Raw genomic sequence first — 16,034 nt, 5'->3', positions numbered from 1 at the left:
AAATTGGCGAAAGCCAAAAAAGTATGCCAAAAGCTATTAAGTATCCTCAATTTAAGTGTTGTGAAGCGTAAAACCGTTACACAAAAACTGGCTATAAAAACTGTAGCTGTACTTGTGCCATAATGAAACAATAAGGTTAAATCTGAGAGTATGGCGTTACGATGTGGAAAATAATCGAAGAATACATATATGCACCAAACGGTACTTAAAAAAATGTGATTGTGAGGTTGCGGTAATGACTTTGAAGCATACGGTCGGAGGTGTTAGTAACTTTAACTTTTTAAGATTGTAAGGGGGCTGGCAAACTACTTGTACACTTTGTGGTACAGCCTTTTTAAATCAAGTTCTTCGCTCCACAGTATTTTTGCGGCTTGCCTATTTTCATATTGTTTAATAATCCCTTCAAACTCATTCCCTTTTTCTGGGATGATATAATACATTCCCACTTTTATTTTACTGCTTATAACATTTACTGTTTTTGCCGTGGGCCGTATAATTATAAATTGGTCGAGTTTTGCGTGCGGAGGCAGCGCAATTACCTCCGGGTAATTTTTATAACAATCGTATCGTGAAGTTACTTTATAGTTAGGTGTGTTAGTTACAAACATATCTTCATAAGAGCAGCTCATGCTTACAAAGTGCAGCGTGTCGGCTGTAGGGTTTGTAAGTGTTGTGGCTATATGTATGGTGGGTACGGTATCAAGGTAGGTTATGCCTCCGGGCTGTGCAGATAACTGTGGGCCGGGTATGGACTTTTGTGCTTCGCCTCTCGCCTGTGGCAAATTGGCATCTGCCGTATCTCCGTTTTTAGCCCTGTTGCAACCTGTGAAAAGACACATCAAGCAAATATAAATCAGGAATTTAATGTGCATATTATTTGGATTGGTTTCAGCTAATATACAAAAAAGCCCCCGGAAAAACTTCCGAAGGCCTATATCAAATAATAAATATCAAGTAGAATTACTCCACCGTAACTGATTTTGCCAGGTTTCTTGGCTGGTCTACATTACAGCCGCGCATTACCGCAATGTGGTAGCTAAGCAGCTGTAGCGGGATTGTAGTAATAAGCGGGCTAAGCGCATCGCTGGTTTCGGGGATTTCTATAACGTGGTCGGCAAGGTTTTTTACCTGGGTATCGCCCTTGGTAACCACCGCTATGATTTTACCGCTACGGGCTTTAATCTCCTGTATGTTACTAACAATCTTGTCGTAATGCTCCTGTTTCGGCGCAATGATAACCACCGGCATTTTCTCGTCAATCAGGGCGATGGGGCCGTGCTTCATTTCGGCGGCAGGGTAGCCTTCAGCGTGTATGTACGAAATTTCCTTAAGCTTAAGCGCGCCCTCTAACGCCACGGGGAAGTTAAACCCACGGCCCAGGTACAGGCAGTTAGGCGCATCTTTATAAATGGCGGCAATGGCCTGCACTTGTAAATTGGTCTGCAATGCCTGCTCCACCAGTTGCGGTATTAGCTCCAGCTCCTGTAAATAGCGGAAATAATCGGCACGTGCCATGGCGCCCTTGGCTCTTGCTATCCGCAGCGCCATAAGGGTAAGCACAGTAATCTGGGTGGTGAATGCCTTGGTAGAGGCTACACCTATTTCAGGGCCGGCGTGGGTATACGCCCCGCTGTGCGTTTCGCGAGAAATGCTCGAACCCACCACGTTACATACCCCAAATACAAACGCGCCGTGCTCTTTAGCCAATTTAATAGCCGCAAGCGTATCGGCAGTTTCGCCGGACTGTGATATGGCGATAACCACATCATCCGGGCGGATAACCGGGTGCCTGTAACGGAACTCTGAGGCATATTCTACCTCTACCGGAATACGGGCAAATTCTTCAAAAATATATTCGGCTACAAGGCCCGCGTGCCATGAGGTACCACAGGCAATGATGAGTATACGGTTAGCATTGGTAAACTTAAGCAGGTTGTCTTCTACGCCGCTTATTTTTACGATGCCCTCTGCCACGCGTATCCTGCCGCGGAAGGTGTCTTTAATAGCATTAGGCTGCTCATAGATTTCCTTAAGCATAAAGTGGTCAAAACCGCCTTTTTCTATCTGCTCCAGGTTCATTTGCAGTTCCTGTATATAGGGGTCTACCAGTGAGTCGTCTTTTATTTTGCGGATGCGCAGGTCTTTCTTAAGGCTTATTATGGCCATCTCCTCGTCATCAAGGTATACGGCATTGCTGGTATATTCTATAAACGGCGAGGCATCGCTCGAAATAAAGAATTCGCCTTCGCCCACGCCTATGGCTAATGGGCTGCCCAGGCGGGCCGCCACCATTTCGTCGGGGTTTTGTTTATCAAAAACAGCGATTGCATAAGCGCCCACCACCTGGTTAAGGGCTATCTGTACCGCCTTGCCCAGTTTTATATGCTCCTGTTTTTTTACTTCTTCTATAAGGTTAACCAATACTTCGGTATCGGTATCGCTGCTAAACGTGTAGCCGCGTTTTGTGAGTTCCTTTTTAATGGGCTCATAATTTTCGATAATACCATTATGCACGATAACAAGGTTGCCCGAATTAGACACGTGCGGATGCGAGTTAACATCGTTAGGCACGCCGTGGGTAGCCCAGCGTGTGTGGCCTATGCCTATGGTGGCGCTTTTATCAAGCCCGGCATCGGCCTTTGCCTGCAGGTCGCTTACCTTGCCTTTGGTTTTGCATACGTTAAGGCTGCCGTTATTATACAGTACCACACCGGCACTGTCGTAACCGCGGTACTCCAGGCGCTGCAGCCCTTTTATTATTACAGGGTATGCCTGCCTGTGGCCAATATAACCAACAATTCCACACATAATTTAGTCGCGTTTTTTTGTATAATAAATCTCAAGCCTTAAGCGCTTAGCATAATCTGAATCTGGATCGTTGCTGAAGGGTATGTTAGGCCCAAAAAGCACTAACCCAAAAGGGTTCATTGCATTGGCAAACGGTACTGCACTCACGTTAACGGTATTGCCGCCCCATGTTTCAGTAAATGGTGTATGCAGCTGTGCATTGCTGTTTACATCAATAGCGTTAGTAACCGCAAGCCCCAGCTTAACATTTGTAGAGTCGGCATATTTAATCAGGTTACTGATATGGTTTGTGAGTCGTATTTTATAAGCCGTCCTGCCACGGCTGTCCTTAAATGGTATACCGCCATATACTGAACGGTTATAACGGCTATCGGCAAAGGTACTGCCGTCGGTTAAGTAATCGTAAACCGGGCGTTTGTTGTTTACATCATACAGGTATATCCTGTATGGGGTAGGGTTGTCTTCGAGCCTTGAGTCGCCAAACAGCTTTACACTAAGAGGGTCCATTTTATCTTCATCAAGGTAAAAAATAAGGTTGGCCTCGTTTATAAGTATTGTATCTCTTTCCTCAGGGTTAGCTTCATCAACAAGCATATTCCTAAGGGTTGCAAGCTCTTCATCCTTAAGTATGTCAATCATGGCTATACTACCATCGCCGCCGCCTTTAATATACAGGCGGTCATCGCCATTAACGGTGTTACTGTTTGTTATGGCATTATTATAATCCAGCTTAGGCTCAAATTCAAACAGGTTTACGTGGGCGCCCGTCATGTTCAGGGTCATTAGTATGCTTTCCCTTTTAACGATACCATTTTCATCGAGCACCGGGTCGCCGTTGCTGTCATAATCGTCCTGCGTATATTTTATCTTAACATAACCCGCCGCAAAGTTTAACGCGGCCATGGCGCTGGTGCTGCCCACCTGCTCCGGCGTAAATGATATGCCACGGAAGTAATTTTTAAACACGGTGTTGTTTACCAGGTTAGGCTCGCCGGCATCGCTTATTATATAGTCTTTAAAAAATTGCTTATCAAGATACACAAACAAGCCGGGTTGAAGTACTTCGGCTGTTACGGGCGTAACAACGTTTTCATCATTCACATACGTTGCGGCGCGGCGTATCTCATCGTTGCTAAACCCATTAATTGGCTGACTATCAGCACGAAGGTTTGTAACCTGGTAGGGCTCAAAAAGCGCTTTCTGGTCAGAGTAGTAGTACTGCGCTGCACTGCCGCCGCTTGCGGGGTCGGTAGCACGAAGGTAAAAATCGTTTTTTCGTATTTTCAGGTTAAATTGTGCCGTACTGTCGCCATATACCTGGTTGAGGGAGTATGTGGTGCGGGTGGTATCGTTTTCGGTTTCGCTGCTTACAACCTGGTTGTAGTAGGGTATGTAAACCCAAACGGAGTCTACCACCATGTGGTCTGTAAACTTAGTGTTTAAATTAGTTGTGGCCAGTTCCAGCTGTGTAATGTAGCTGGCAGTGGTTTTGCCTAAAACGGGGTTGTCATAAATGCCCAAAAAATTTGTAGTGGCACTGCTGGTTTGCACGCCGCCGGTAGGCCTGTCATAGGCTACAACCGAACCTTCAAAACGTTCCTGGCCGGTGTGTATGTCGCCGTCTATAATGTTGCTGTTAAGTTCGTCAAACTCATCGTCGCACGATGCTATAAGTAAAATGGCCGCAAAGGCAAACAAAAACTTTTTTATCAGGGAAAAATTATTCATATATTTTTTAAAAGGTTTACTATAGAACCTGATTTTTATAAAAATTAGTATACGCCGATGCAAAATTATCTTTTCCGGCAAATTCGAGGAAGGGTTTGCCCGAGGCTGCTATGTAAGCAGTAAGGCTTTCAGACACGTTAGGCGAAGCGATGATAACCGCATCACTGTGTGCTACGGCAACCTTCATAATATTTTCGAAATCAGAACTTTCAAGCACGCTTACCGCGTCGGCAGGTATCTGGTCAAAAAGCACCTTATCCATCATTTTATCGTTCAGTGTGCCGTCAAAACTCTGCCCGTAAACCGAGGTAACAATTTTAGTGTCGGCAAACAGGGCCTCGTCTTTGTAGTAGTGTTTCATATATACGGGCAGCAGGCTTGCCATCCACCCGTGCACGTGTATAATATCGGGCACCCAGTTTAGTTTCTTTACGGTTTCTACCACGCCTTTTGCAAAAAATATGGCGCGCTCGTCGTTATCCGGGTACAGTGTGCCTTCTTCATCGGTAAAGGTGGCCTTGCGTTTAAAATACTCATCGTTATCTATAAAGTAAACCTGTATACGCTCTTTAGGTATAGAGGCTACCTTAATTATAAGGGGCATATCCATGTCGTTAACCACAAGGTTCATACCGCTTAGGCGTATAACTTCATGCAGCTGGTGCCTGCGCTCGTTTATGTTGCCATATCGGGGCATAAATATGCGTATCTGCCCGCCCTGGTCGTTAATCATTTTTGGCACATCATACGACATAAGCGAAACTTCATTCTCTGCCAAATAAGGTACTACTTCAGATGATACATATAATATCCTCTTATCCTCCATCTTCAATGCTATTTTTGTTTGGGTATAAAAACACTGCAAAATTAAACATTTTTGCCCAGTTTATAACTATATATTAATTTAGCGCGTTTTTAAGACCCTGTATATGCTTATTTTCAGTAAAAAAGATGCCCTTCAGCAGCACCTGCAACAGTACCGCCCTGCTCAAAATACCATTGGCTTTGTGCCCACCATGGGGGCGCTGCACAGCGGGCACCTGTCGCTCATGCGGCAATCGCTGTTGCAAAATGCCGTTACCGTAGTAAGCATTTTTGTAAACCCCACCCAGTTTAATAACCCGGACGACCTGCTTAAATACCCCCGCACGCTGGAAGCCGATGCCGCTAAAATTGCCACGCTGGACGAAGGCATTGTTGTTTTTGCGCCCGAAGTGGACGAAATGTATGACGGCAATACCACAAGCGCCCATTATGATTTTGACGGGCTGGAGTACCAGATGGAAGGCGCGCACCGCCCCGGGCATTTTGACGGCGTGGGTACTATTGTAAAAAAGCTGTTTGACATAGTGCAACCCACCAATGCCTACTTTGGCGAAAAAGATTTTCAGCAGCTGCAGATAGTAAAAAAGCTGGTTGAAAAAAACAATATGCCCATAAACATTATAGGCTGCCCCATAAGCCGTGAGCCAAACGGGCTGGCCATGAGTTCGCGTAACGAGCGCCTTAAGCCCACAGAGCGGGAGGCCGCCGCGCTGATTTACAAAACGCTGCAGGGCGCCCGGGAGCAGTTTAAAACCGGCAGCATTGCCCAGGTTAAAGGGTATGTAACAGCTGCCCTTGCCACCCACCCTGAATTTACCACAGAATATTTTGAGATAGCGCCGGAAGATACACTGGAACCCGCAACGGTAAAGGAAAACAGGAAATACAGGGCTTTTATTGCAGTATTTTTGGGTAACGTAAGGTTAATAGACAATATTTCGCTAAATTGATTACCTTTGCCCCATGCAAATTCAAGTTGTAAAATCCAAGATACACCGTGTTACGGTTACCGGAGCCGATTTAAACTATATTGGAAGCATTACCATAGACGAAGCGCTGATGGAAGCCGCCAATATGATAGAAGGAGAGAAGGTTAGTATAGTGAACATCAATAACGGTGAGCGCCTTGAAACCTATATTATTAAAGGGAACAGGAACAGCGGCGATATTACCCTTAACGGCCCGGCAGCCCGTAAGGTACAGAAAGGCGATATTATTATCATAATATCGTACGGCATACTCGATTTTGAGGAAGCCAAAAATTTTAAGCCCGCCATTGTGTTCCCTAACGAAAAAGACAATTCGCTCACATGAGCCTGAAAAAGAAAATTTTTAAAGCACTAAGTATTATACTCCCACTGGCACTGGGAGTATTTTTAATTATATACACCTACAATAAGCTTACGCCGGAAGAGCGCTTACGGATGGGAAACAGTTTCCGTAGCGCAAATTACTGGTATATGGGGCTTGCACTTCTGGCCGGGGTTACAGGCTTTTGGGCCCGCACCTACCGATGGAAATATACGCTGGCCCACATGGGCTATACTGCCCCGTTTTTTGTGCGTTTTACAGCGGTATGTGTTACATATGTGGTAAATATGGCCATACCACGCAGCGGCGAGGTAGCCCGCGCGGCAGTAATAAGCCGCAACAGCGACGTGCCGTTTGACAAAGCGCTGGGCACCATAATAAGCGAGCGCGTGGTAGACCTTATACTGCTTATAATATGCACCGGACTTACTATAGCCCTTAAGTTTGGAGAATTGAGCAGCTACCTTAAAAACGTACCTTTCCACAAGCTTATAATATATGGCATAGCCGCCGCAGTGCTGGGCGCATCTGCCTTGTTATATTATATATACGGAAAAGCAGCCTGGCTAACAAAGCTAAAAGACAAAGTAAGCGGCATTACCGAAGGCGCCCTGAGCGTTTTTAAAATGCCTGATAAATGGCCTTTCTTACTGCTGTCGGTATATATATGGCTTACTTATATAAGCATGTTCTACATTTCTATTTTTGCCATACCGCAAACGGCAGGCCTTAGTTTTGGCACCACGCTGGTGGCGTTTGTGGTGGGCAGCCTTGCCATAACGTTTACAAACGGCGGCGTAGGGTCGTTTCCGCTGGCGGTGGCTAATGTGCTTGTGGCTTACAATGTGCCTTTTACAGATGGAACCGCTTTTGGGTGGATTGTATGGGGTTCGCAAACACTGCTTATTATTTTTTTAGGGTGTTTTTCATTTTTAGCGCTCACATTGTTCTATAGGAAAAAATAAATTGCTATCTTGCTTTGCATTTTATCCCCTTAAAATTGTAAAGTTATGAAAAACATTATAGTAACGCTGTTTTTACTTACGGCAGTGCCCCTCTTGGCCCAAATCAAGATGGATGAGATATCCAGCAAAAAACTCAACGCTACCCGAAAACTGCGTATACTTACCCCGCCATCATTTGGGGTGGATAAAAATAAAAAATACCCCTTACTGCTTGTACTGGACGGAGAATACCTTGTAGACCCTTTTGCCGGGAACCTTGAATATGCCTATTACTGGGATGAAATGCCTGAAACCATTATAGTAGGGGTAGAGATGAACGGCGATGATGAGCAGCGGATGAACGATGTGCGCACCAGCGACGAAGGCCTGCCCGAGGGCAGTGGCGATAATTTTTTTCAGTTTATAGGCGATGAGCTCCTGCCGTACCTTGATAAAAAATACCCTATTTCACCGTTCAGGATTATAGCCGGGCATGACATGACAGCGCGTATGGCTCACTTTTTTATGTATAAAGAAAACCCGCCCTTTAGGGGTTATATAAGCTTTAGCCCGGATATGGCCACGGAAATGGAAAACCGTATCCCTGAGATGCTCGGCAAGGTAAAGAGCCCCACGTTTTTTTACCTGTGCAGTGCCGAAGGCGATATTAAAAGGCTTAGGGATAACATTAAAACGCTTAACGAGAACTTAAAAACCGTTAAGAATACAAACCTTACCTATATGTATGATGAGTTTACCGGTGGCTCGCACTATTCGGTTATCCCTATGGGGGTACCTGCGGCGCTTTATGGTATTTACAACTCATACAAGCCCATTTCGCCTGTTGAGTACCAGGAAAAAATTGTTACCCTGCCGAGCGGCTATGTAGATTACCTGGTTAAAAAATATGATATCATTGAAAAAGACCTGGGTACAAAAATGACCATAAGGCTTAATGACTTTAAAGCCATAGAAGCCGCCATACTTAAAAATGCCATGTATGATGAGCTTAAAGACCTTAGCAAACTTGCTAAAGCCAATTACCCTAAAACGATAATAGGCGAATACTACGAAGGCCTGTTCTATGAAATGACCGGCGACTACAAAAAAGCCAAAAAAGTATACCTTAATGCTTATGCCTATGATAGTGTAGGGGAGTATACCAAAGAGTTTATCGTAGAGAAATCGGAGAAAATGTAGGTTTTTTTAGTGGATGCGTGGATTTGTTAATTTGGAGCTTCACTCATAAGTATAAGTACAATGTAAGGAACTGCAAGACGAGCTGGGGCTTAACCTATACGACTACGGAGCACTTAATTATGACCCAGCACTGGGCAGGTGGATGAATATTGACCCAAAAGCCAGGACAGGAAGTAGCTTTTTCAACTAACTAAATATACAAATAAGGTTTTAGGTATGAATCACCTCTCTTTATGACGCTTCAGGCATCAGGTAATGTTTCAGATTAGGTGTTTTTACAAAATGATACATTAATAGTAATAGTTTGAAATACAACGAAAGTTTAATCTTTATAGATAGCAGCAAAGGCAATCCTCGGGTTGTCTTTGCAATTTTAAAGCCTTATTGTTTGAAACTCTCACCCATAGCTATTCTCCCGAATTAACAAATCGTCACATACCCGCATTCCCCAAAAAAACCTATCTTTGGTTGTACGTACCAAAACACCTAAATGGCTAAAGTAAAAACATCATTTTATTGCCAGAACTGCGGCACCCAGTATGCCCGCTGGCAGGGGCAGTGCAATGCCTGCAAGCAGTGGAATACCATAGTGGAGGAACTCATCGTTAAGGAAGACAAGCCCTCGTGGAACGCGAGTGCCCCTGCCACAAAAAAAGCCGATAAGCCCCTGCGCATTACAGAAATAGACAGCAGCAGCGAGCATCGCCTTGATACCGGCGATGGCGAACTGAACCGTGTGCTGGGAGGTGGCCTGGTACCGGGTTCGCTTACGCTATTGGGTGGCGAGCCGGGCATTGGCAAGAGTACGCTGCTGTTGCAGATATCGTTAAAGCTGCCCTACCGTACGCTGTATGTAAGCGGCGAGGAAAGCCAGAAACAGATAAAAATGCGCGCCGAACGCATAACCGCCGCGGCAGATAACTGCTACATACTTACCGAAACCAAAACCCAAAACATCTTTAAGCAGATAGAGGCCTTAGACCCCGAAGTGGTGATTGTCGACTCGATACAAACGCTGCATTCAGACTATATAGAATCATCCGCGGGCAGCATCAGCCAGATACGCGAAACCACTGCCGAACTTATAAAATTTGCCAAGCAAAGCAACGTCCCGGTGCTATTGATTGGACATATTACAAAGGACGGTTCCATTGCCGGGCCCAAGATACTGGAACACATGGTAGATACCGTACTGCAGTTTGAGGGCGACCGCAACCACGTATACCGCATACTGCGTTCGCTAAAAAACCGCTTTGGCTCCACCGCCGAACTGGGCATTTATGAAATGCTGGGCAGCGGCCTGCGCGAAGTGGCTAACCCGTCTGAAATTTTGATTTCGCACAGCGAGGAAAACCTTAGCGGTACCGCCATAGCCACCACCATGGAGGGCATGCGCCCGCTTATGGTTGAGATACAGGCACTGGTAAGCAGCGCGGTATACGGTACGCCGCAGCGCAGCACCACGGGCTATAATGCAAAAAGGCTCAACATGGTGCTGGCTGTGCTCGAAAAAAGGGCGGGTTTTCGCCTGGGGGCAAAGGACGTGTTCCTTAACATTACCGGCGGTATAAACGTAGACGACCCGGCCATAGACCTTGCCGTGGTTGCCGCTATATTGTCATCAAACGAAGACATACCCATAGACAAAGGCTACTGCTTTGCGGGCGAAATAGGCCTTAGCGGCGAGGTACGCCCCATAAACCGTGTAGAACAACGCATACTGGAAGCAGAGAAGTTAGGTTTTTCTGCTATTTTTGTATCGAAGTACAACAAGATCTCGTTAAAGAACACGGCGATAGACATAAAACTGGTGGCCCGGATAGAAGATGTTGCAGGCCACCTTTTTGGATAACACATATGCGAAAACTTAATTATAAAAAAATAGCGAAACGCACGGGCATTACCCTCGCCATCTTTTTGGTACTGGGTATAATAGGTTTTTTTGCCTTTCGCAACACCATACTTGAGCAGGTAATTGCCAAGGTACAGCTAAAAGTGGCCGAGCGTAACGCGTCTTTCAATGTGCAGGCAGCCAGCTTTAGCGGGCTAAGCGGCATAGAAATGAAGGGCGTAAGCCTGGTGCCAAACGGGCAGGACACACTGGTAAACGTTAAAGAGGTAAGCACGAGCATCAACCTGTCGCACGTTTTGGTGGGCGATGTACAGCTGGGCACGCTGCACATGAGCGACGGCTATGTTAGCCTGGTGCGCGATACTTTGGGTTGGAATTTCCGATCGCTGCTTAAGTCGAAAAAGGATACGGCCGATGAGGATGATACGGCTGAAACCAATTATGCCGACCGTGCTTATAACATTATGAATAAGGTGCTTAACCTTATCCCTACCGATATGGCGCTGCAAAACCTGGAGCTGCGTGTAGACGATAAAGGCCACAAGCTGAACCTGAAGCTGGACGATACCCGCCTGGCCGATAACAAGCTGGAAACCCTGCTACGCGTAAGCGAAGACACCATAGTGCAGCACTGGAAGGTAAGCGGCATGGCCGACCCGCGCGGTCACCAGTGTGACCTTAAGTTCTTTAATGCCGATACGGGCCGTATTGTGGTGCCGTATATTGCAAAACGCTTCCATATAAAAAGTGGTTTTGACGCCATTAACCTGAAAGTGGAAAACATGGACATGCAGGGCGGCGAATTGCACGTAGACGGCTACGCGTCCATACAGAATTTTATGGTAAACAACCGCCGTATAGCCAGTAAGGATGTGGTGATAAACAACGCGCGTTTTGACTACCACGTGCTCTTTGGCGGCGATTTTATAGCGCTTGACAGCACCAGTACGGTGCAGCTTAATAAAATCAAATTCCGCCCCTTTGCGCGCTACAGCGTGGCAGCCGATACCATTTACCAGGTAAAGGCCAACATACCCAAGATGCCCGCGCAGGATTTTATAACCTCATTGCCCACCGGGCTGTTTACCAATTTTGAGGGCATGGAGGCCAAAGGCGACTTTAGCTACAGGCTCGACTTTTTATTCAACAAAAATAAGCCCAATGCACTGGTGTTTGACAGCACCCTGAAGCGCGATGGCCTTGAGATTCTTAAATATGGCGAGGCTAACCTTGCCAAGCTCAACACGGCCTTTACCTACCGCGCCATTGAAGACGGCCGGGCACAGCGCGCCATAGTGGTGGGCCCTTCTAACCCTAACTATACGCCCATAAGCCAGGTATCGCCTTACCTGAGGCAGGCAGTGCTTACCAGCGAAGACCCTTCGTTCTTTCGCCACAGGGGGTTTATTACCGAGGCGTTCCGCCAGAGTATCATCAAGAACATAAAGACCAAAAAGTTCAGCCGAGGCGGCAGTACCATCAGCATGCAGCTGGTTAAAAACGTGTTCCTGAACCGGGAGAAAACCCTTTCGCGCAAGCTGGAGGAAATTTTGCTGGTATACATATTAGAAAACAACCGCATAGCCAGCAAAGAGCGCATGCTTGAGGTATATTTTAACGTGATAGAGTGGGGCCCTGACGTATATGGCATAGGCGAAGCGGCCCGCTATTATTTTGATAAGGCGCCGGCAGAGCTTACCCTGGACGAGAGCGTGTACCTGGCGAGCATTATCCCCAGCCCGAAAAAGTTTATGTATAAATTTGACAGTAACGGCGACCTTAAGGGCTATGCCATCAGGCACGATAATTACATCAAAAACATCATGCTGCGCCGGGGCCTCATCACTGCCGAAGACACCATTGCCCAAAGCGGCAACGTGGTTATCCTGGGCCGTGCACGCGGCAGGCTGCCCCTAAGCAAAGAGGCTATTTTTGCAAACGACTCCATTAAAGCCGACGAGTTTTTTGAGACGCTGAGCAAGCTGGCGTATTAGGGAGGTTTTTGGTTGATGGTTGCTGGTTGTTGGGAGCTTCACTCGTGCCGGCGTACTGTCATTGCAAGGGAGGAATGATCGTGGCACCCGAGGCTTTAGCCGAACTGGCCAAGTAATCCATCACGCCTTAAACTTACGGAAGGCCTGTATCATTTCGTAGATGCCGAAAGCGATGACTATTTTGCCGAGGATAAGGGGAATCCAAAGCCAAGCGTTTGTGAGGTAGGTTCCTTTTTCTTCAAAGGGACTTGAAAAATCGGTTATCAAAAAGAAACGAAAAGCTCCGGTAAAGAAATTGTTTAGTTCGCTAAAATCATAGCTTCCGTGAAATTGGGTAAAATAGAGTGTTGAATAGCAAAGTATTCCAGAACCAATAGTAAACCAAAATGCACGAGTCCAACTATGGTCAAAACCTGTTACAACACGGGTTGCCCCTAAGATAAACCAATCTTTAAAATTTTTATTCCATTTGAGTTCTCTATAAAAAGCTTGTAATTCGTAGGCACGAAAGCGGTTGTAGTCTATACGGTTTTCTGCTTTTTGCAATTCCTGTTTAATTGTTCTTAAAGTCCTGCGATTACATCCGACAACGTTAGAGATATTGAGGTTGTCAAAAAAAGCTATCTTTTGGAAAGTTACAAGATAAAAGTCTATATTAACAACTTTTAAAGAGTCAAAAGAAGCCCTGGCTTCAAATGATACATCTTTGATTTCGAAATTATTTGCGTAGGTTCCCGAGAAGAAAGTGTGTTTTTCGAACGTACATAATTCAAAGGACACATTGCATTCAATAGCATTCACATTAGTGAATCTAAATATAGAGCCGAAATTGCAATTTTTAAATACTGCTTTTCCTTTTAATAATGCCTTATTTAAATTTAAACCTCTTGAGTAGACATTATCAAATTTTAGGGTTTCATCAATTATAGTTCTATCAAGTAGACATCCTCCAACCTGTCCATGAATGTGCAAATTTTTAAAATTAGAATGATTAAGTAACGTCGTTAATCTATTGGGGATTACTTCAAGGTTAAAATTGATTTCAAGCCTTAAGCTTTTTAAGTATTTTATTTTTGAGAAGTTGATTTCAAAGTGAACAACTGTTTGCCTAATTGCAAAATCACCTTCAAGATTATGATCAGTGTTGAAAATAATCGACTGAAATTCACTACTCATTATGATAACATCCTTAATTTTTTTTTGATCCTTGAATTTTAGATTCTGTATTTTACATTCGATAATTTCGAGGCCATCATAAAAACTACAATCAACGAAGGTTATATTTATGGGTAATTCAATATTTTTAAAAAGCAGGTTGTTTGAAAAGGAACAGTTGTCAAATCTTATATTTTTATGAAGTTTTATGTGTGACGGAGTTATTTTTATATCACCGGCAAAATTTTCATTTTTGAAAATGTAAGTTCCGCTCATTAACCTTGAAAAAATATGATTTTCACTCATAAAAAAGTATTTCCAATAAATCTACAAAAAAACCCGGCACACCAGCACCGGGTCTATAATCTATAATCTTACGTCTTTCAGTCCTAATTCCCCCTTTGGGGGTTAGGGGGCTTAATCGTTCAGCTTCAGTACCGCCATAAACGCTTCCTGCGGAATCTCTACGTTGCCCACCTGGCGCATACGTTTCTTACCTTTTTTCTGTTTTTCAAGGAGTTTACGCTTACGCGAGATATCACCACCGTAACACTTGGCGGTAACGTCTTTACGGAGCGCCTTAACCGTTTCGCGGCTGATTACCTTAACACCAATAGCGGCCTGTATAGGTATGTCAAACTGCTGGCGGGGTATAAGCTCCTTAAGCTTCTCACACATCTTTTTACCTATGTTGTAGGCGTTGTCTTCGTGAATCAGCGCGCTTAGTGCATCTACCGGCTGCGCGTTTAGCAGTACGTCAAGGCGCACAAGCTTAGAGGTACGCATCCCGATAGGGGAGTAGTCAAACGAGGCGTAGCCCTTAGATACCGTTTTAAGGCGGTCATAAAAGTCGAATACAATCTCGGCGAGCGGCATATCAAAATTAAGCTCTACACGCTCTGTGGTAAGGTAGGTCTGGTTAGTAATCACACCGCGCTTTTCAATACACAGGCCCATTACGTTGCCCACAAAGTCGGCCTTGGTAATAATGGTTGCTTTAATATACGGCTCCTCTACATGGCTCAGTTTAGACGGCTCAGGAAGGTCACTCGGGTTATTTACAATAATCGGGTGTTCAGGGTCTTTTTTAGTATAGGCCAGGTAGCTAACGTTAGGCACGGTAGTAATAACCGTCATGTCAAACTCGCGCTCCAGGCGTTCCTGTATGATTTCCATATGCAGCATGCCCAGGAACCCGCATCGGAACCCGAAGCCCAGCGCCGCGGAACTCTCTGCCGTAAACACCAGCGAGGCATCGTTAAGCTGCAGCTTCTCCATAGAGTTGCGCAGCTCCTCATAATCCTCTGTATCTACCGGGTAAATACCCGCGAATACCATCGGTTTTACATCCTCAAAACCACTTACCATGTTTTGGGTAGGGTTTTTGGCATCGGTAAGCGTATCGCCCACCTTAACCTCTTTAGCTTCTTTAATACCTGAGATGAGGTAACCCACATCGCCCGCGCTCACAATTTGCTTGGGCACCTGGTTCAGCTTTAGCGTACCTATCTCGTCGGCAAAATATTCATTGCCGGTAGCCATAAATTTTATCTTCTGGCCCTTTTTTATCGAGCCATTTATCACACGGAAAATAACCTCAATACCACGGAACGGGTTGTATACTGAGTCGAATATCAGCGCCTGTAGCGGTTCATCAGGGTCGCCCTTTGGGGCCGGGATGCGCTCTATAATAGCAGCCAGTATTTCATCCACGCCCAGGCCGGTTTTACCCGAGGCGGGAATAATATCTTCCAGCCTGCAGCCCAAAAGGTCTACAATATCATCGCTTACCTCTTCGGGGTTAGCGCTGGGCAGGTCTATCTTATTAAGTACGGGAATAATTTCCAGGTCGTTTTCCAGCGCCAGGTACAGGTTGCTTATGGTTTGCGCCTGTATGCTCTGGGCTGCATCTACAATAAGCAGCGCGCCCTCGCAGGCGGCTATAGACCGCGACACTTCGTAGCTAAAGTCTACGTGGCCGGGGGTGTCTATAAGGTTAAGTATATAGTCTTCGCCCTTATAGTGGTACTCCATTTGTATGGCGTGGCTTTTTATGGTAATGCCGCGCTCGCGTTCCAGGTCCATATTGTCCAGCAGCTGTGCCTGGCTTTCGCGTTTGGTAACGGTTTGCGTGGCATCAAGCAGGCGGTCGGCCAGGGTACTCTTACCGTGGTCGATATGCGCTATAATGCAAAAATTCCTAATGTGCTTCATCGT

12 protein-coding genes are annotated in these 16,034 nt (G+C 45.5%); 6 read left to right on the top strand and 6 right to left on the bottom strand.

Annotated elements, in window-relative coordinates; all coding sequences use genetic code 11:
- Positions 1-305: 305 nt before the first annotated feature.
- From ACLI09_RS07485 to ACLI09_RS07470, 4 genes are all read right to left on the bottom strand, one after another.
- A complete protein-coding gene (locus tag ACLI09_RS07485; protein WP_411418979.1) occupies positions 306-839 on the bottom strand; it encodes a hypothetical protein in 534 nt (177 codons plus the stop codon).
- Between the two features lie 121 nt (positions 840-960).
- The gene (glmS, locus tag ACLI09_RS07480) at positions 961-2,808 is read right to left on the bottom strand and encodes a glutamine--fructose-6-phosphate transaminase (isomerizing) (RefSeq protein WP_411418978.1); all 1,848 of its coding nucleotides are present in this window, start codon (positions 2,806-2,808) and stop codon (positions 961-963) included.
- A gap of 3 nt (positions 2,809-2,811) precedes the next feature.
- Positions 2,812-4,536, bottom strand: coding sequence for a DUF4270 domain-containing protein (locus ACLI09_RS07475; protein ID WP_411418977.1), 1,725 nt, complete (start codon positions 4,534-4,536; stop codon positions 2,812-2,814).
- A 19-nt stretch (positions 4,537-4,555) separates the two neighbouring features.
- Positions 4,556-5,362, bottom strand: a complete 807-nt coding sequence (locus tag ACLI09_RS07470; protein WP_411418976.1) for a glycogen/starch synthase — start codon at positions 5,360-5,362, stop codon at positions 4,556-4,558.
- Positions 5,363-5,465: 103 nt separating this feature from the next.
- Here ACLI09_RS07470 and panC point away from each other — a divergent pair, with 103 nt between their 5' ends.
- From panC to ACLI09_RS07440, 6 genes are all read left to right on the top strand, one after another.
- The gene (gene panC, locus ACLI09_RS07465; RefSeq protein ID WP_411418975.1) at positions 5,466-6,311 is read left to right on the top strand and encodes a pantoate--beta-alanine ligase; all 846 of its coding nucleotides are present in this window, start codon (positions 5,466-5,468) and stop codon (positions 6,309-6,311) included.
- A 13-nt stretch (positions 6,312-6,324) separates the two neighbouring features.
- On the top strand, positions 6,325-6,675 hold the full coding sequence (gene panD / locus ACLI09_RS07460; RefSeq protein WP_411418974.1) for an aspartate 1-decarboxylase: 351 nt from the start codon (positions 6,325-6,327) through the stop codon (positions 6,673-6,675).
- Complete coding sequence (locus ACLI09_RS07455; RefSeq protein WP_411418973.1) at positions 6,672-7,637, top strand: lysylphosphatidylglycerol synthase transmembrane domain-containing protein; 966 nt, start codon at positions 6,672-6,674, stop codon at positions 7,635-7,637. The genes panD and ACLI09_RS07455 overlap by 4 nt, the downstream gene beginning before the upstream one ends.
- A gap of 45 nt (positions 7,638-7,682) precedes the next feature.
- Positions 7,683-8,816 carry an alpha/beta hydrolase gene (locus ACLI09_RS07450; RefSeq protein WP_411418972.1) on the top strand — a complete coding sequence of 378 codons (1,134 nt, stop codon included), beginning with the start codon at positions 7,683-7,685 and terminating at the stop codon, positions 8,814-8,816.
- A gap of 490 nt (positions 8,817-9,306) precedes the next feature.
- On the top strand, positions 9,307-10,668 hold the full coding sequence (gene radA / locus ACLI09_RS07445) for a DNA repair protein RadA (protein WP_411418971.1): 1,362 nt from the start codon (positions 9,307-9,309) through the stop codon (positions 10,666-10,668).
- A gap of 5 nt (positions 10,669-10,673) precedes the next feature.
- Entirely contained in the window at positions 10,674-12,662 is a 1,989-nt protein-coding gene (locus ACLI09_RS07440; protein WP_411418970.1) for a transglycosylase domain-containing protein, read from the top strand.
- Positions 12,663-12,782: 120 nt separating this feature from the next.
- On the opposite strand, the gene ACLI09_RS07435 is transcribed toward ACLI09_RS07440, so the two are convergent.
- Positions 12,783-14,123, bottom strand: a complete 1,341-nt coding sequence (locus tag ACLI09_RS07435) for a hypothetical protein (RefSeq protein ID WP_411418969.1) — start codon at positions 14,121-14,123, stop codon at positions 12,783-12,785.
- A 111-nt stretch (positions 14,124-14,234) separates the two neighbouring features.
- A complete protein-coding gene (gene lepA, locus ACLI09_RS07430) occupies positions 14,235-16,031 on the bottom strand; it encodes a translation elongation factor 4 (protein ID WP_411418968.1) in 1,797 nt (598 codons plus the stop codon).
- Between the last annotated feature and the right edge of the window lie 3 nt (positions 16,032-16,034).

The organism is Flavobacterium sp. RHBU_24 (assembly GCF_046613695.1).
Classification (GTDB): domain Bacteria; phylum Bacteroidota; class Bacteroidia; order Flavobacteriales; family Flavobacteriaceae; genus Flavobacterium.
Note: the sequence above shows the minus strand (reverse complement) of the source record. Positions and strands in the feature narration are given on the sequence as shown.